The 17,075-nt window shown below is 64.5% G+C and carries 17 protein-coding genes and 1 pseudogene; 10 read left to right on the top strand and 8 right to left on the bottom strand.

What is annotated here, in order from left to right; translation table 11 throughout:
* Positions 1-177: 177 nt before the first annotated feature.
* The 6 genes from WCB02_RS38725 (at position 178) to WCB02_RS38700 (ending at position 5,803) form a co-directional block, all read left to right on the top strand.
* A complete protein-coding gene (locus tag WCB02_RS38725; RefSeq protein WP_002714638.1) occupies positions 178-453 on the top strand; it encodes a DUF1153 domain-containing protein in 276 nt (91 codons plus the stop codon).
* 202 nt (positions 454-655) lie between these two features.
* Complete coding sequence (gene fliF / locus WCB02_RS38720; RefSeq protein WP_423967488.1) at positions 656-2,281, top strand: flagellar basal-body MS-ring/collar protein FliF; 1,626 nt, start codon at positions 656-658, stop codon at positions 2,279-2,281.
* Between the two features lie 18 nt (positions 2,282-2,299).
* A complete protein-coding gene (fliG, locus tag WCB02_RS38715) occupies positions 2,300-3,379 on the top strand; it encodes a flagellar motor switch protein FliG (protein ID WP_423967486.1) in 1,080 nt (359 codons plus the stop codon).
* A complete protein-coding gene (fliH, locus tag WCB02_RS38710; RefSeq protein ID WP_423967484.1) occupies positions 3,379-4,002 on the top strand; it encodes a FliH/SctL family protein in 624 nt (207 codons plus the stop codon). The genes fliG and fliH overlap by 1 nt, the downstream gene beginning before the upstream one ends.
* A 3-nt stretch (positions 4,003-4,005) precedes the next feature.
* The gene (fliN, locus tag WCB02_RS38705) at positions 4,006-4,356 is read left to right on the top strand and encodes a flagellar motor switch protein FliN (RefSeq protein ID WP_423967482.1); all 351 of its coding nucleotides are present in this window, start codon (positions 4,006-4,008) and stop codon (positions 4,354-4,356) included.
* A gap of 67 nt (positions 4,357-4,423) precedes the next feature.
* A complete protein-coding gene (locus tag WCB02_RS38700; protein ID WP_423967480.1) occupies positions 4,424-5,803 on the top strand; it encodes a sigma-54 interaction domain-containing protein in 1,380 nt (459 codons plus the stop codon).
* A gap of 111 nt (positions 5,804-5,914) precedes the next feature.
* Here WCB02_RS38700 and WCB02_RS38695 read toward each other — a convergent pair whose 3' ends face one another.
* From WCB02_RS38695 to WCB02_RS38670, 6 genes and pseudogenes are all read right to left on the bottom strand, one after another.
* On the bottom strand, positions 5,915-6,157 hold the full coding sequence (locus WCB02_RS38695) for a hypothetical protein (protein WP_423967490.1): 243 nt from the start codon (positions 6,155-6,157) through the stop codon (positions 5,915-5,917).
* A 34-nt stretch (positions 6,158-6,191) separates the two neighbouring features.
* A pseudogene (locus WCB02_RS38690) lies at positions 6,192-6,777 on the bottom strand (flavin reductase family protein).
* A gap of 7 nt (positions 6,778-6,784) precedes the next feature.
* Positions 6,785-7,642, bottom strand: a complete 858-nt coding sequence (locus WCB02_RS38685) for an ATP-binding cassette domain-containing protein (protein ID WP_423967478.1) — start codon at positions 7,640-7,642, stop codon at positions 6,785-6,787.
* Between the two features lie 8 nt (positions 7,643-7,650).
* The gene (locus WCB02_RS38680; RefSeq protein WP_423967476.1) at positions 7,651-8,457 is read right to left on the bottom strand and encodes an ABC transporter permease subunit; all 807 of its coding nucleotides are present in this window, start codon (positions 8,455-8,457) and stop codon (positions 7,651-7,653) included.
* Positions 8,454-9,635: an FMNH2-dependent alkanesulfonate monooxygenase gene (gene ssuD / locus WCB02_RS38675; protein ID WP_423967474.1), complete on the bottom strand. Its 1,182-nt coding sequence runs from the start codon at positions 9,633-9,635 to the stop codon at positions 8,454-8,456. Before ssuD ends, WCB02_RS38680 begins: the two co-directional genes overlap by 4 nt.
* 41 nt (positions 9,636-9,676) lie before the next feature.
* A complete protein-coding gene (locus WCB02_RS38670) occupies positions 9,677-10,633 on the bottom strand; it encodes an aliphatic sulfonate ABC transporter substrate-binding protein (protein ID WP_423967471.1) in 957 nt (318 codons plus the stop codon).
* 53 nt (positions 10,634-10,686) lie between these two features.
* Between WCB02_RS38670 and WCB02_RS38665 the strand changes: the two genes are divergently transcribed.
* Positions 10,687-10,833 carry a hypothetical protein gene (locus tag WCB02_RS38665; RefSeq protein ID WP_423967469.1) on the top strand — a complete coding sequence of 49 codons (147 nt, stop codon included), beginning with the start codon at positions 10,687-10,689 and terminating at the stop codon, positions 10,831-10,833.
* A gap of 95 nt (positions 10,834-10,928) precedes the next feature.
* On the opposite strand, the gene WCB02_RS38660 is transcribed toward WCB02_RS38665, so the two are convergent.
* Positions 10,929-12,134 carry an LLM class flavin-dependent oxidoreductase gene (locus WCB02_RS38660; protein ID WP_423967467.1) on the bottom strand — a complete coding sequence of 402 codons (1,206 nt, stop codon included), beginning with the start codon at positions 12,132-12,134 and terminating at the stop codon, positions 10,929-10,931.
* A gap of 199 nt (positions 12,135-12,333) precedes the next feature.
* On the opposite strand from WCB02_RS38660, the gene WCB02_RS38655 reads away from it, so the two are divergent.
* The gene (locus WCB02_RS38655; RefSeq protein WP_423967465.1) at positions 12,334-13,452 is read left to right on the top strand and encodes an ATP-dependent DNA helicase; all 1,119 of its coding nucleotides are present in this window, start codon (positions 12,334-12,336) and stop codon (positions 13,450-13,452) included.
* A 240-nt stretch (positions 13,453-13,692) separates the two neighbouring features.
* Complete coding sequence (locus WCB02_RS38650; RefSeq protein ID WP_423967463.1) at positions 13,693-13,914, top strand: hypothetical protein; 222 nt, start codon at positions 13,693-13,695, stop codon at positions 13,912-13,914.
* A gap of 131 nt (positions 13,915-14,045) precedes the next feature.
* On the opposite strand, the gene WCB02_RS38645 is transcribed toward WCB02_RS38650, so the two are convergent.
* Entirely contained in the window at positions 14,046-15,260 is a 1,215-nt protein-coding gene (locus WCB02_RS38645) for an FAD-dependent monooxygenase (protein ID WP_423967461.1), read from the bottom strand.
* A 118-nt stretch (positions 15,261-15,378) separates the two neighbouring features.
* On the opposite strand from WCB02_RS38645, the gene WCB02_RS38640 reads away from it, so the two are divergent.
* Positions 15,379-16,383, top strand: a complete 1,005-nt coding sequence (locus tag WCB02_RS38640) for a Bug family tripartite tricarboxylate transporter substrate binding protein (RefSeq protein WP_423967458.1) — start codon at positions 15,379-15,381, stop codon at positions 16,381-16,383.
* Positions 16,384-17,075: the final 692 nt, after the last annotated feature.

The following is a 17,075-nucleotide window of genomic DNA, read 5'->3' as shown; positions in this document are numbered from 1 at the left end:
TTCATTTACGATCTGTTTACGATCGGGTGTGCGCCTGGCGTCTTTTCGACGCCGGGCCCGCCGCCTTTCTGCATTTTCAAGGAGAATCTCATTGCAGCCTTGAGCTTAGGCAAATTTTAAGTCACGGCGCGTAGGTTGTTACCGTGAGTTCAGTGGTTAAGAGTTTGTGAGTACACCATGACAGAACCCCATCGCCCGAGGGTGAAATACGTCATCGGGCCCGATGGCAGCCCGCTCACTATCGCGGATCTGCCTGCGCCTGGGACCAAACGGTGGGTCATTCGCCGTAAAGCCGAAGTTGTTGCCGCGGTTCGCGGCGGCCTGCTCTCCCTCGAGGAAGCCTGCAGCCGCTACACGCTGACGGTCGACGAATTCCTGTCGTGGCAGTTCTCGATCGACCAGCATGGCCTCGCCGGCCTGCGCACCACCCGCATCCAGCAATATCGCCAATAAGACCGGCTTCGCAACCTGCCTCGAGCCGGGCTCAGGCGAAAATCGGCATTTGACGAAAATCGACCTCGTCCAGCGAGGCCGATTTTTTTCACGTTGCGTGCGAGGCCATCGCTCTTAACCTTCGTTAACCATATCGAAACCATCCCATAGGCAATAATTGCCCAGTTGGCGGTTCGGTGTCGAATCTCTGGGGCGGTTGGTTTTGCAGGGTCTCGTGGACTTTCTGAAGGGCCTGGGTGCTTCGCGTCTGATGGCGATGATCGCGGTAACCACCGCGATGGTCGCCTTCTTCGCGTTCGTCATCATGCGCGTCACCACGCCGCAGATGACCACACTGTTCACCGATCTGAGCCTCGAAGACTCCTCCAACATCATCAAGGACCTGGACCGCCAGGGCATCAGCTACGAACTGCGCAACGAAGGCAGTGTGATCCTGGTGCCCAAGGACAAGGTGACGCGGCTGCGCATGAAGCTCGCCGAGGGCGGCCTGCCCAAGGGCGGCGGCGTCGGCTACGAGATCTTCGACAAGTCCGACGCGCTTGGCACCACGAGCTTCGTCCAGAACATCAACCACCTGCGCGCGCTGGAAGGCGAGCTTTCACGCACGATCCAGGCCATCGACCGCATCACGGCCGCGCGCGTCCATCTGGTCCTGCCCGAGCGGCCGCTGTTCTCGCGCGAGGCGCCGGAGCCGTCGGCCTCGATCGTTGTGCGGGTGCGCGGCGCCCTCGAACCGCAGCAGATCCGCGCCATCCGCCATCTGGTCGCGTCCTCCGTCGCCGGTTTGAAGCCACAGCGGGTCTCGATCGTCGACGAGTCCGGTCAATTGCTCGCCGACGGCGCCTCCAGCGATGTCGATCAGGCGGTCGGCGACGAACGCCAGGCCGGCTACGAGAAGCGGATGCGCAAGCAGGTCGAGGACATCGTGTCCTCGGTGGTCGGACCGGGACGCGCCCGTGTCGAACTCTCTGCCGAATTCGACTTCAACAAGATCACCCAGACCTCGGACAAGTTCGATCCCGAAGGCCGCGTGCTGCGCTCGAGCCAGACCCGGGAAGAATCCGCGGCGACAACCGACAATAACGGCCAGGTCACCGTCAACAACGAGCTGCCCGGCAACCAGCAGAACAACAATGCGGCGACCGCGCGCGACCAGAGCAAGAAGACCGAGGAAACCAACAATTACGAGATTTCCCGCACCACCAAGACGGAGGTGACCGAAGCCGGCCGCGTCAACCGCATCTCGGTCGCGGTGCTGGTCGACGGCGCCTACTCGAAGAATGAAAAGGGCGAGCTGGTCTACAAGGAGCGCAGCAAGGACGAGCTCGATCGCATCGCGACCCTGGTGCGTTCGGCAATCGGCTTTGACCAGAAGCGCGGCGACCAGGTCGAGGTGGTCAATCTCCGTTTCGCCGAGGCACCCGCGGTCGCACCGCTCGACGAACCGACCGGCATGCTCGCCATGCTGCAGTTCACCAAGGACGATGTCATGTACATCATCGAACTGGGCGTCATGATGATGCTCGGCCTGGTCGTGCTGTTCCTGGTCATTCGGCCGCTGGTCAAGAAGATCCTCGCCTCCGAGGAGGTGGCCGCGCTCACTGCCGCGGCACCGCTGCCGGCGCTGGAAGACGGCACCGGCGCATCCCAGGGCGGCTCCGGGGCCTTGGTCCCCGGCCTCGGCTCGACCGCACACATGATCGACGTCGCCCAGGTTCAGGGCCAGGTCCACGCCCAGTCGGTGCACCGGGTGGGCGAACTGGCCGAACGAAACCCCAACGAAACCGCTTCCATTGTCCGTCAATGGCTGAGCGAAACCGCCGAATGATCGGAAGAGTGATCTGACATGGCCGCACCGCTAAACGCAAACTCCAACGACATCACCAGCGTGCTGGCGAGCCTGGCGCCCCGTCAGGCGGGCCGGGCGAAGACCAGCATTCCCGGCCCGAAGCGCGCCGCGATGCTGATGCTGGCGCTGGGCGAGCAATATGGCGGCAAGATCTGGTCGATGCTCGACGACGACGAAGTGCGGGAGCTGTCGCTGGTGATGTCGACGCTCGGGACGGTCGAAGCCGACGTGGTGGAGGACATGTTGCTCGAATTCGTGTCGCGGATGTCGGCATCCGGCGCGTTGATGGGCAATTTCGACGCCACCGAACGGCTGCTGCAGCAATATTTGCCGCCGGACCGCGTCAACGGCATCATGGACGAGATCCGTGGCCCGGCCGGCCGCAACATGTGGGAGAAGCTCTCCAACGTCCAGGAGGAGGTGCTCGCCAACTATCTGAAGAACGAATATCCGCAGACCATCGCAGTGGTGTTGTCCAAGCTGAAGCCGGAACACGCTGCCCGCGTGCTCGCGATCCTGCCCGAGGACATGGCGCTCGACGTGGTCGGCCGAATGCTGAAGATGGAAGCGGTACAGAAGGAAGTCATCGAGCGGGTCGAGCAGACGCTGCGCACCGAGTTCATGTCGAACCTGTCGCAGACCCGCCGCCGCGACGCTCACGAAGTAATGGCCGAAATCTTCAACAATTTCGACCGCCAGACCGAGACGCGCTTCATCACCTCGCTGGAAGAGGAAAACCGCGAATCTGCCGAGCGCATCAAGGCCCTGATGTTCACCTTCGACGACCTGATCAAGCTCGACTCCGCCTCCGCCCAGACCTTGATGCGCCAGATCGACAAGGACAAGCTCGGCGTCGCGCTGAAGAGCGCCAATGAGGAGGTCAAGGGCTTCTTCCTCGGCAACATGTCCTCGCGGGCCGGCAAGATGCTGCTCGACGATATGGCGGCGATGGGGCCGGTCCGGCTGCGCGACGTCGACGAGGCGCAGGCGCTGCTCGTCAACCTCGCCAAGGATCTCGCCGCCAAGGGCGAAATCACCCTGACCAAGAACCGCGCCGACGACGAGTTGGTATATTAATGTCCGCGCCCGCAAAATTCCTGTTCGATACCGACTTCGCCGCGCCGAGCAAATCGCGCGAGAAGGCCGCCGCGGCCGCCGAACTCGCCCAGAAGGTTGCCGCCGCCGAGGCCACGGCCTATCGCAGCGGCTACGACGCGGGCCAGCGCGAGGCCAAGGCCGAGAGCGATCGCCGTTCGGCGCTCGCGCTCGAAGAGATCAAGATCGCGATCCAGGGCATTGCAGCGCGCTTTGGCGGCGTCGAGACCCGGATGGAGACCGAGGCGATCGACGTCGCGGTCGCGGTCGCCCGCAAACTGTGCGGCACGTTGATCGATGCCGAGCCGCTCGGGGAGATCAAAGGCCTTGTCGGCGAATGCTTCGCGCAGCTCGTTTCGACGCCGCATCTCGTGGTTCGCATCAACGATACGCTCTATGAGGCAGCTCACGCGCGGATCGAGCAGCTGGCGAAACAAAGCGGCTTCCAAGGCCGCCTGGTGATCCTGGCCGAACCCGAGATCGCCACCGGCGACTGCCGGATCGAGTGGGCCGACGGCGGCGTCGTGCTGGAGCGCGCGGCAATCGATGCCAAGATCAATGAACTCGTCGGGCGCTACATGACGTCCCGCAACCTTAGGAAATAGATCATGAGCGACACCGACGGCCAGGTTCCGCTTCCCGACCTCAACGCGCCCGGTGCGCCACCGGTCGACGACGTCGGCTACCTCGAAGACGAGCAGGCCGCGCGCGTCGCGGCCGACCTCGAGGCGGTGTTCGACGTCCCGGTGCAGGTCTCCGCCGTGCTCGGCCGCTCGAAGATGGACGTCGGCGAGCTCCTGAAACTCGGCCCCGGCACCGTGCTCGAACTCGATCGCCGGGTGGGCGAAGCCATCGACATCTACGTCAACAACCGCCTGGTGGCCCGCGGCGAGGTCGTGCTGGTGGAAGACAAGCTCGGCGTGACCATGACGGAAATCATCAACGCGGAACGCACCTGAAGCGCGATCATTTTGACGGCGCGCATGAAGCGCGCCAAGACCAACACAAGACCGACAGGAGACTATCATGCGGCTTCTCATCGTTGGCACCCTGAAGGGTCAGCTCACGGCAGCCACCAAGATCGCCATGGACAACGGCGCCACCGTAACCCATGCCGAGGACAACGAGCAGGCCATGCGCGTGCTGCGCGGCGGCAAGGGCGCCGACCTGCTGCTGGTCGATGTCGCCCTCGACATCCGCGACCTCGTGATGCGGCTCGAGGCCGAGCACATCCATGTCCCGATCGTCGCCTGCGGCATCATGAGCGACGCCCGCGCCGCGGTCGCCGCGATCCATGCCGGTGCCAAGGAATACATCCCGTTGCCGCCGGATCCGGAATTGATCGCGGCCGTGCTCGCCGCCGTCGCCAACGATTCCCGCGATCTGATCTATCGTGACGAAGCGATGGCCAAGGTGATCAAGCTCGCCCAGCAGATCGCGGGCTCCGACGCCTCGGTCATGATCACCGGCGAGTCCGGCACCGGCAAGGAGGTGCTGGCGCGCTACGTGCACTCCCGCTCCACCCGCGCCAAGCGGCCGTTCATCTCGATCAATTGCGCCGCGATCCCCGAGCATCTGCTGGAATCGGAATTGTTCGGCCATGAGAAGGGCGCCTTTACCGGCGCGGTGGCGCGGCGCATCGGCAAGTTCGAGGAGGCGACCGGCGGCACCTTGCTGCTCGACGAAATCTCCGAGATGGACGTGCGGCTGCAATCCAAACTGCTGCGCGCCATCCAGGAGCGCGTGATCGACCGGGTCGGCGGCAGCCGCCCGGTGCCGGTCGACATCAGGATCATTGCCACCTCGAATCGCAATCTGGCGGAAGCCGTGCGCGAGGGCAAATTCCGAGAGGATCTCTGGTTCCGACTCAACGTCGTCAACCTGAAGATTCCGCCATTGCGCGAACGCCCGGCCGACATTCTCGAACTGGCCCAGCATTTTGCCAAGAAATATTCCGAGGCCAACGGCGTGCCGCTGCGGCCGATCGCGGCCGATGCGAGGCGCGTGCTCTCGGCCAACCGCTGGCCGGGCAACGTCCGTGAGCTGGAAAACACCATCCATCGCGCGGTGCTGATGGCACAGGGCGACGAGATCGCCGCGGACGCAATCCTGACACCGGACGGCGACCGGCTCGACCACAGCAAGACCCCACCCGCAGTCGCGCACGCGACCTTCGCCGCCGAGCAGGTCACCCGCGCCCTGGTTGGCCGCACCGTGGCCGACGTCGAGCGCGACCTGATCCTGGAAACGCTGAAACATTGCCTCGGCAATCGCACCCACGCCGCCAACATCCTCGGCATTTCGATCCGCACGCTGCGCAACAAGCTGAACGAATATGCCGATGTCGGTGTGCCGATCCCGCCGCCCGGTGCCGGGGAGTACCAGCGCGCGGCGCCGGTCGCGTAGTTGCAAGAAGCATCGGCAACCGCACGGCGGTCATCCGGGATCTGGTGATTCCCCGATGCGCAATTGCGTATCTGAGGTTCGCACTTCGTACGCCCCGGAATGACATGCTCATCACGAATAGCTCGGCGCGTCGGGCTTGCGGAACATATGGATGGGATCACCGGGCTGCAGGCGGTTGCCGGTCAAGGCCGCGTAGGCATAAAGCGCCAGATACAAAATCGCGAGCGTGCTGACCGCGTAGAACGCCCAGATCCCGATGCGCTTCATCGCGCGACGCATGCCTTCCATGATCCGTAAATGATGATCCAGGCATTTTAGACCGCCGATGGCAAAAAGGCCAGCCGGCGCGGCCAACCGTCGCGGCCGTCGAGGCTCACCGAGGCTTGGGTCATCGAGGCTTGGGTCGACACCGCGCGGCCGGAAGACCCACCTCCGCGGGTCTCTCCAGATCCTCGTCGTGATCGCTGGCCAGATATCGTCGCTGCCAATAGGCCAACGCCGAACGGCGCGCGGACAGTTCGATGTCCAGCACGCGGCCGATGATGATTGCATGCGAGTGGCGCTCGACGACCTCCTCGACCGCGCAGTCGATCGCAGCCAGGGCGCCGACCAGCAGCGGCGCGCCCGAGGCGCCGCGCTTCCATTCGGCGCCGGCGAACCGGTCGGCGCCCTTCAGGCCATCCTAGCCGGTGAATTGTTCGGCGACGCCGGACTGTTCGGCATTCAGGATATTGACGCCGATAAAAAGGTGGCGCTTCACGAACGGCCGCGAGGACGACGACCGGTTGATCCTGACAATCAGCGACGGCGGCTCGGTGGACAGCGACGCCACGGAGGTCACCGTCATTCCCGCGACGTCCTCGCCGCGCCCCGGCCGTGATTGCGCTGACACCGCCGGCGAGACTGCGCATCGCCGCATGAAACCCGCCGAAAGACGGATCTCGGCCGATCTCGGGCGTCAGAACAGACACCATGATGCTCTCAAAGAGCTGATAGCTCGTCTCCGGATCGCAACAGCTCGCGCAAAATCGAACCCTCGAGCGCCGCCAGATCGGCAGAGCCGCGCCGGCGCGGACGAAGCAGTTTAACATCGATGTCATGCGCGATCCGGCCGTCATCGATGATCAGCACGCGCTCCGCCAGGGCGACGGCTTCCGACACGTCATGGGTCACCAGAATGGCGGTAAAGCCCTGCTCGAGCCAGACCCGCTCCAGCAGCCGCTGCATTGAAATACGGGTCAGCGCGTCAAGCGCGCCAAGCGGTTCGTCGAATGCGAGCACGCGCGGGTGGCTGACCAGAGCGCGAGCGAGCGCCACGCGCTGTTTCTGGCCGCCGGACAGCGCGGTCGGCCAACGACCGCGCTTATGATCCAGGCCGACCTCGACCAGCGCCTGCTCGGCCCGGGCCTGCGCATCCGCCGATCTGCGATTGCCGCCAAGACCGACCTCGACATTGGAGAGCACCCGCGCCCAGGGCAGGAGCCGCGGCTCCTGAAACATCACCCGAATATCTCCCGCGCGCCTGTCGCCGCCGCACCGGATAGTGCCGGCATCGGGGGTTTCCAGTCCGGCGATCAGACGCAGCAGCGTGCTCTTGCCGCAGCCGCTGCGGCCGACGATTGCGACGAATTGGCCCGCGGGAATCTGGAGGTCGATGCCGCGCAAGACCTCGTGATCACCGAACGCCTTGCGCAGGCCGCGGACTGTCAGCGCCAATCCGCGGCCGGACGGTTCAGAAGCGTGCCGCTCCGGCCGTGCCTTGGCCGCAAAATCGGGTACCGGCACCGCTTCGGCGTCGGGGCCAAGCAATCGAAGCGCTAATCGAAGGGCTTCCTGCATCTCTGCTCTCAGTTTTGGGCATAGGCCGGGTTCCAGGACAACGTCAGCCGCTCCAGCGCGCGCGCGGCGCCGTCGGCGAGCTTTCCCAATAGAGCGTAAATCAGGATGCTGAGGACCACGACATCGATCTGCATGAACTCGCGCGCCTGCATGGCCATGTAGCCGAGCCCCGAGGAAGCCGCGATGGTCTCTGCGACGATCAATGTCAGCCACATGATGCCGAGCGCGAAGCGCAGGCCGACGAAGATCGAGGGCAGCGCGCTCGGAAAGATCACGCGCTGGAACAGTTCGGCATCGCGCATGCTGTAAATCCGGCCCATCTCGATCAATTGCGGATCGACGCTGCGGATGCCGTGCAGCGTGTTGAGGTAGATCGGGAAGAAAACGCCGAGCGCGACCAGGAACAGCTTTGCGGTCTCATCGATGCCGAACCACAGGATCACCAGCGGAATCAGCGCCAGATGCGGGATGTTGCGAACCATCTGCAGGGTGGTATCGGTCAGCGCGCTCGACAGCCGCGACAGGCCGTTGGCAAGCCCGAACGCAAAGCCGATGCCGCCACCGATCAGGAAACCAACGCCCGCGCGCCAAAAACTGACCCAGATGTTGCGCTCCAGCTCGCCGGACAGCACGAGCTTCCAGCCTGCGCGCGCCACATCGCTCGGCGCCGGCAGCACGCGGACCGGCACCAGGCCAGCCGCACAGGCCCCCTGCCAGAACAGGACGATCAAAAGCGGCACGATCCATGGGATCAGCGCGCCCGCGCCCGGCACGCGCGGGCTTTTCAGCCGTGGCAGACTCTCGATCAGGCTCATGATTGCGAGGCCTTGACCAGCGGGCGACGATCATTGGCGATGGTCTCGCCGAAGGGACCGGTGTTGACCCGCAGCCGGCTAGCGTGATCGCCTTGCTGTAGCGACAGCAGCGGAAACACCAGCTCGGCGAAGCGATAGGCCTCCTCGAGATGCGGATAGCCCGACAGGATGAAGGTATCGATGCCGATGTCCCGATATTCCCCGATCCGCGCCGCCACCGTCGAGGGGTCACCGACCAGCGCCGTTCCGGCGCCGCCGCGCACGAGGCCGACGCCGGCCCAGAGATTGGGGCTGATCTCGAGCTGGTCACGGCGGCCACGATGCAACGCCATCATGCGCTGCTGCCCGACCGAATCCATCCGGGCGAAGATCTGCTGCGCCGAGGCGATCGTCTCGTCGGTGACGTGCTTGATCAGACCGTCGGCGGCCCGCCAGGCTTGGTCAGAGGTCTCGCGCACGATGACGTGGAGGCGGATACCGAAGCTCAGCCGGCGGCGGCGCCTTGCCGCCGCAGCTGCGACGCGGCTGACTTTGTCGGCAACCTGCGCCGGCGGCTCGCCCCAGGTGAGATATTTGTCGACGCTGTCGACCGCGACATCGATGCCGGCATCCGAGGAGCCGCCGAAGTAGAGCGGCGGCCGCGGCGACTGCACCGGCGGAAACAACAGCCGGCCATCCTCGATGCGGATATGCTTGCCTTCGATATTGACGGTCTTGCCGCCCAGGAGATCATCATAGACGGCGAGAAACTCGCGCGTCACCTGATAGCGCTCGTCGTGATCGAGGAATACGCCGTCGCCCTTGCTCTCGACGGGATCGCCGCCGGTGACGACATTGATCAAGAGGCGGCCGTTGGTGATCCGGTCGAGCGTTGCCGTCATCCGCGCGGCGACACTTGGCGATTGCAGGCCGGGGCGCACCGCCACGAGATAGCGCAGCCGTTCGGTGAAGGGGGCGACCGCGGACGCGACGATCCAGGAATCCTCGCAGCTTCGCCCGGTCGGCAGCAGCACGCCGAAATAACCGAGCTGGTCGGCGGCCTGCGCGACCTGGCGCAGATAATTGAAATTCACCTCGCGTCCGCCGGTGGCGGTGCCGAGATAGCGTCCGTCGCCATGGGTCGGCAGGAACCAGAGGATGTTCGTGTTGGAGGATGCTGCACTACTCACACTACTCATATGTCGCGCCTTGTCATTGCTGCCGGTGTGTGCCGTTCGCCTCAGGAAGCCGGTGTCCATTTCCAGACGATATCGGCCACGTTGACCGGCTTCGGAATCAGGCCGAGTCGCGCAAAGCGGTCGGCGACTGCCTGCTGGGTCCGCGTCAGTTCGGCATCGACGGGAACGACGCGGTAATTCGAGCGGTCGACAAAGCGGCGGATCGCTTCGAGATCGACGCCGGTTGCCTCGGCCTGCGCGCTGGCGACCTCTTCGTGATGCGAATCGGCCCATACGCCTTCGGAGGCGAACACGGCGTTGAGCCGAGCCACCTGCGCGGGATATTTTTCGACGAAATCGGTGCCCGCGATGTAGAAGGCGTTGGCCTCGTGCACGTCCTTGTCGAAGGCGATTACCCGCGCGTTGTCCTTGAGTTCGGCAAGCGCGAGATAAGGGTCCCAGATCGACCAAGCGTCGACCGCGCCGCGGGCGAACGCCGCCGTCGCATCGGCCGGCGCAAGCGGCGCCGGCGTGATGTCGCTCCAGGCCAGGCCCGCCTTCTCCAGTGCGGCGACCAGGAGATTGTGCGCGCTCGACCCCTTGCCGAAGGCGATGCGCTTGCCCTTGAGATCGGCGAGCGTCCGGATCGCTGAATCCTTCGGCACGATGATGGCCTGGTTGTTGCCATTCTGCTTGACGGCGGCGACATAGCGGATCCGTGCACCCGCGGCCTGCGCGAAGATCGGCGGGGAATCGCCGACATAGCCGAAATCGACGCTGCCGACATTGATCGCTTCCAGAAGCGGCGGACCAAACTGGAAATCGATCCAATCGATCTCGACGCCGAGTGACTTGAACGCGTCTTCCACCGTGTGGCGCTGTCGCACCGCGGGGAAGAAACCGCCCTTCTGCGTTCCAATCCGGATCCGCCTTGGCGCAGCCTCCGCGCTCGCAGACGACGACCACGCTGCGATCGCAGCGCTGGCAAGCGATAGCTTGAGAAAGTTTCGACGCTTCATGTTCATCTCCGGCCGGCATGCCGCAACCAGCCGGTCATGCGATGCAGAGGATGATGGCGGGGCTCGCAGGAGGTGTCGAGTGCTCCGCAAAAATAGCAACGCCGATGCTGGCAGGAGCATCCGCGGCGACGGGTTTATTGCTGGATCACGATCCGCCGCGGCGATTTTTTTTCGACGCGCCGATCATCGCGATGTCGTGACCATCAAATGAGCAGCGGCTTGATCGCGAGCATGTGCGCCGGCCAAGCAAAACGCCCGGCGGGTATCACACTCTTCGGTACGATCCTGCGAGACCTTATCCCGCCGCCGCGACTTTCGGCGCGACACTGACCGCGAGCTTGCCGTAGCGATCGGTAAAAGCCTGGGTGTCGATCTCCTCGAGTTTGGTCGCTCCGCTCATCACGCCCGCTTTCCAGGCGTCGTGCTCGGGATCCTGCTCGAACTCCGGCATCACCTCCCTGGCGAACAGCTCGAGCGATTCGCAGATGTGCTCGTGGCTGTTCTTGCCGGCCTGGTTGAGCAGGATCACCTGGTCGATATGCGAGGTGCGGAAGCGGCGGAGCTTCTTCCGGATGGTTTCCGGCGAGCCGATCAGACCGCCGCGCAGCGCGGCCTCCTGTGCCTCGGGATTGTCCCGCTTCCACTTGTTGTATTCGTCCCACATGTTGACGGTGCCGGGCGCCGGACGCTGCCGGTTCTGTGACGCGCCGTAGAACCGCAGCGCGAACTGGAAGAAGGTCGCGCCGTCCGCCCGCGCGCGCGCCTCCTCGTCGGTCTTCGCGCACATGAAGAACGACACCAGCGCCATGTTCGGGTTGATCGCGTAGTCGGCGAGCATCTTCAGCCGCTTGGTGATGGCGTTGTAATAGGCGTGGACCCAGGCATGCGCGGCGTCGGCGCTGACGAACTGGAAGCCCAGCGCGCCAAAGCCGCATTGTCCGGCGCGCTCGATGGTCGGAAGCTGCGAGCATGCCATCCACAACGGGGGGTGCGGCTTCTGCACCGGCTTCGGCACCACATTGCGCAGGGGAATGTCGAAATATTTGCCGTGATGCTCGGTGCCGATCCTGGTGAACATCGGGAAGATCGCTCTGACCGCCTCCTCGAACACCTCGCGCTTGGTTTCCATGTCGCGGCCGAACGGCTCCAGCTCGGTGATCGAGGCGCTCTCGCCCATGCCGAACTCGCAGCGGCCGCGGCTCAAGAGATCGAGCACCGCGACCCGCTCGGCGACGCGGGCCGGATGATTGGTGGTGAGCTGGATGATGCCGTGGCCGAGCCTGATGTCCCTGGTGCGCTGGCTGGCGGCGGCGAGGAACGATTCCGGCACCGGGGAATGCGAATATTCCTCGAGGAAATGGTGCTCCACCACCCAGGCATAGTCATAGCCGAGCCGGTCGGCGGTCTCGAGTTGCGTCAGCGCGTCATGATAGAGGCGGAGCTCGTCGCCGTCCGTCCATGGACGCGGCAGTTGCAGCTCGTAGAAGATCCCGAATTTCATCAACGTCCTCCCGCTGTTCTTGTTATTGACGGCATTGTAGTGGCCGGGACTACGCTGTCCACCATCCGTCAATTCCGCAACACGGGAGATGCCTTGCGCCGGCAGCTTGAATGGTTAGGTTGCTGGGCATGGAATCGCGTCAAATGGTCGGTCGATTCTTCTCTGCCGCTCGAGCCCAAAACCCCGAACTTCAAGCCCAATGCCCACCTTCTCGCCGCACCAGGATTCCGCGCTGAAAGCCGTTGCCGACTGGCTTAAGGCTAAGCCGGGGAAAGGTGGCACGCCTCCGGTGTTCCGGCTGTTCGGCTATGCCGGGACCGGCAAGACCACGCTCGCCCGTCACATCGCCGAAGGCGTCGCTGGCGAGGTCAAATTCGCTGCGTTCACCGGCAAGGCGGCGCTGGTGATGCGCAACAAGGGCTGCGACAACGCCTCCACGATCCATTCGCTGATCTACCGCGCCCGCGAATCCGGCGTCGAGCAGCCGAGTTTTGAGCTGTGGGACGACGCCCCGGCCTCGAAGGCGAGGCTGATCGTGATCGACGAATGCTCGATGGTCGACGCCGAGATGGGCCGCGACCTGATGTCCTTCGAGTGCCCGCTTCTGGTGCTCGGCGACCCCGCGCAATTGCCGCCGATCCAGGGCGCCGGGTTCTTCACCAGCAGCGAGCCGGATGCGATGCTGACCGAGGTGCATCGCCAGGCGCAGGACGATCCGATTGTGCGGATGTCGATGGATGTCCGCGAGGGCCGCTCGCTCGAGGTCGGCCGCTATGGCGAAAGCGAGGTGGTGGCGCGCAGCGCGCTCGACCCGGCGCGGGTGATGAGCGCCGATCAGGTGCTGGTCGGGCGCAACAACACGCGGCGCGCCTACAACACGCGGATGCGGCAGCGGCAGAACATCGAGGAGCCCCTCCCCGTCGCCGGTGACAAGCTGGTGTGCCTGCGCAACAACCGCAAGAAGGGCCTGTTCAACGGCGGCCTGTGGCGAGTGAAATCCCGCACGGCGTCGCGCGCAAAAGCCTCGCGCATCATCAGCATGCGGCTATCGCCCGACGAGGAGTTCAGCCACAAGGTGCAGAAAGTCTCGGTGCGCTGCGATTGCTTCGAGGGCGGCATTGAGGCGATCCCGTGGGAGCAGCGCAAACCCTATGACGAGTTCGACTACGGCTACGTGCTCACCGTGCACAAATCGCAGGGCTCGCAATGGGACGACGTGGTGCTGTTCGACGAGAGCTTTGCGTTTCAGGACAGCCGCGCCCGCTGGCTCTATACGGGGATCACGCGCGCCGCAAAACGGCTGAGCGTAGTGGTGTGAACGAAACATCTTTGCGCGGGCTAAGCGCAGCGTGCCCGCAATTCCACGCTTACGACCGAGATGGTGGGTGCACTTTCGCCCTCGCGCTGCGAGCGACGGCGAGCTATGCCCACCTACGGCCTGCGGCCTGTCTTCTTGCCGGCACTTGATCCGGAAGGCGCGCTCACCTATGAGCACGCGGATCATAGTTGAACCCCGGCACGGGGTTCTTGCCTGAGGAGCCTCCTGATGAGACGGATCATGATGCTGGCCATGGCTTGCGCCCTGGCAGTCCCGACGATTGCGTTCGCAACCAGCACGCATCAGAAAGTTGCATCGGCGACCGATGTCCGGAACAACAACCCGCCGACGCTGATTGTTCCGCCAACCGGAATCTTGCGGCAGGATCTGTTCGATCGCAGAAACCCGATCAACCTGCGCTCGAACTGGCCTACGCCGCCCGCTCAACCCGGCCAGCTCTGAAAATGCGGGGTGGGCAAAGGCGCCCTTGCGCCGTGCCCACCACTCCCCGCCACGAGCAAGACGGTGGGCACATTTTCGCCGTCGTTCTCCGAGCGACGCCGAAAACTTTGCCCGCCCTGCGGCACCTGCGGCTACGTCAGCGCCATGGCTGCGGCTTTTGCGTCCGGCACGACGTCGTGGTCGTAGAGCCGCCTGCGGAACGCGGCGTGCGCGGTGATCTCGGCGTCCCTGAGGCCGAGGTTGGAGGTTGCGGAGTCGTAGCGCAGGCCGTTTTCGCGCGCGCCGCGCTGCACCTGCGCGACCCGCTCCAGCCGGAGGCGCTGATAGGCGACGAGCGCCGCGGGCACCGCCTCGCGATTGGCGCGCGCGAGAATCGTCGCCAGCGCCATTCCGTCTTCGATCGACTGGTTGGCGCCCTGCCCGAGATGCGGCAGCATCGGGTGGGCGGCATCGCCGAGCAGGGTGAGCCTGCCGCTGCTCCAGGCCGGAAGTGGCTCACGGTCATAGAGGGCCCATCGGAATGTGGTCTGGACGCGCTGCAGCAGCGCGCCGATGCGAGGGTCCCAGCCCGAAAACTCCCGGCGCAGCACGTCGGGATCGCCTGGCGCCGACCAGGATTCCTTCATCTCCCCGTCGGCGCGCACAAACCCGACATAGTTGATCAGCTTTCCGCCGCGCACGGGGAATGTGAGGAAGTGCCGGCCTTGGCCGAGCCACATCAGCCAGCGATCGGACGGCCAATGCGAGAGCGTCGAATGCGGCACCAGGCCGCGATACGCGACCGAACCATGGAAAACGGGATGCGAGGGTGGCGCCACATGGCGCCGCAGTTCGGAGTGAATACCGTCGGCAGCGACGACGATATCGCTCTCGACGCTTAGGCCATTTGCAAACAAGACCCGGGCCGAATTGTCCGCCTGTTCGAAACCGATACATCGGTGTCCGGTGTGCACCGTTTGCGCCGGCAGCGCGGCAGCCAAGAGGTCGACGAGATCGGCGCGATGCATCCCGAATGTCGCATTCCAGCCGGTGGAATCGGTGACCTGAACAGGCGCAATCGGCGCGCCATCGTGCCGGAAGTAGTGCGAGCCCTGGCCAACCCTGGCGCCCCATGTCTCCACCGACGATCCCAAGCCCAGCCGCTCCAGCTGGCGCACGCTGTTCGGCGTCAGGAACACGCCGGCGCCGACTTCGCCCAAAGCGGCGGCCTGTTCGTAGACCGACACGGAAAGCCCGTGCGCGATGAGCGCGTTCGCGGCGAACAGACCGCCAATTCCGCCGCCGACAATGGTGACGTGGAGTTTCGAATTCGCCATGATGCCGCCCGGGATGTTGTCGTTGCGCATGCAAAGCGAAAGTGCTTCGCACGCCGCCGTTTCAAGCTATTCTGTTCCGGGAAAAAAAATCAAGCTGCGCTGGCGCATGTCACGTGTCAGCCGGCGCTGCACAGGGGGAGGAAATCGCATGCGAGACCATCGCGCGAAAGCATTGTTCTGTGTCGGTCGGCGATGGATGGCACTGACGCTGGGGCTGCTCGTATTGCTGGGCTTTCAGGATTGGGCGCGCGCGCAGGACTACCCGACGCACGCGGTGAGAATCATCGTGCCGTTTCCCGCCGGGGGAACCGCCGACGCCGTTCCGAGGATCGTCGCCGATTGGCTGTCGCATAAATGGGGTCAGCCCGTCGTCATCGAAAATCCGACCGGCGCGGCCGGCTCGATCGGCGCCGAACTGGTTTACCGTGCGGCGGCCGACGGCTACACGCTGCTCGCGGCGCCGCCGCCGCCGCTTGTGATCAACCAGAATCTCTACCCGGACCTGGCCTACGATCCCGGCAAATTCGAGCCGGTCATCGTGATGGCCCGCGTGCCAAACGGCCTGTTCGTCAATCCGGACAAGGTCAGGGCATCGAATGTCCCGCAACTGATCGAGGACTTGCGAAGAAATCCCGGCGAGGTCACCTGCGCCACGCAGGGCTACGGTACGACATCCCATCTCACCTCCGAGTTGTTCCAACTGATGGCCAAGGCGCCGCTGCGTCAGATTCCCTATCGCGGGTCGGCGCCCGCTTTACAGGGCCTCGTTGCCGGCGATGTCGATGTGATGTTCGACAATCTCGGCGTCTCGCTGCCGCTGGTCGAATCCGGCAAGCTCAGGCTGCTCGCGGTGGCGTCGCCCGGGCGGCTCGCGAGCCTGCCGAACGTGCCGGCGATCGCGGAATATCTGACCGGCTTCGAAGCCGTGGCCTGGTATGGCATCGTGGCGCCGCCACACACGCCGGCGAACATCGTTGAGAAGGTCAACGCCGACGTCAACGAAGCGCTGCGCGACCCGCAGGTGCAGAATCGCCTCAAGAAACTGTCCGCGGAGGTGGTCGGCGGTTCGGTGGAGCGGACGGCCAACTATCTGCGCGAGGAAACCGAGCGATGGGGCTCGGTGATCAAGGCGGCGAACATCAGGATGCAGTGAATTGGCGTAGCGGTAGGATGGGCACGGCGCTTTGCGGTCGCGGTAGGGACGCCCATTACTGGGCGACCCCCCCGCATAGAACCGGACGTGCGGCTTTCCCGCATACGGCTCCCACCTCGGTGGATGACGGCGAAGCGCTGTCGCGGCCATGGATGAAAGATTTTGGGTTTCGGGACCAGGCCTCGGTAACCGCCTTGATACGCGCCCAGGTGAGATCATCCTTCTGGCTGCGACGGCATAGTGCCTGTCGCCATCCCCGAACGATCTCGTCCCGGAAGGCCGAGATAGCGCGCCGGTTGGTCGGCACGGCGTGATAGTTGAAGTAGCCGCCGACCACCTGTTGCAGCCACCTCCCCTGTTTGGGGACGACTGGTGCATGCGCCGTCTCGGTTCCTGCTTGATGGCTTGCAACTTGCTCCGCATCCCGGCGCCTTGGGTCTTCCGTTGACCAGGAACTTGCCCCGACGCGACACAGCGTGTTCATGGAGAGAGGCATGATCCAGAACCGCGTTCCGATTTTCAGAAATTGTTCTTGACGCTCATCCCAAATCACCTGCATAGTCCGGCCATCCTGTCCCACAGAGGGGCGTTCCGGATCGTCCAGAGACGCGGGGCAGGATGCGGTGGACGCGGCAGCGTCAGGCGTGACACGTGATGGCAGGGCGGGTTCTTATGGAGCCTGTGAGCGGTCA

Origin of the sequence: Bradyrhizobium sp. (assembly GCF_049581145.1) — a bacterium.
In the GTDB taxonomy this organism is placed as follows: domain Bacteria; phylum Pseudomonadota; class Alphaproteobacteria; order Rhizobiales; family Xanthobacteraceae; genus Bradyrhizobium.
The sequence above is the reverse complement of the archived record's forward strand: the minus strand, read 5'-3'. Positions and strand labels throughout refer to the sequence as shown.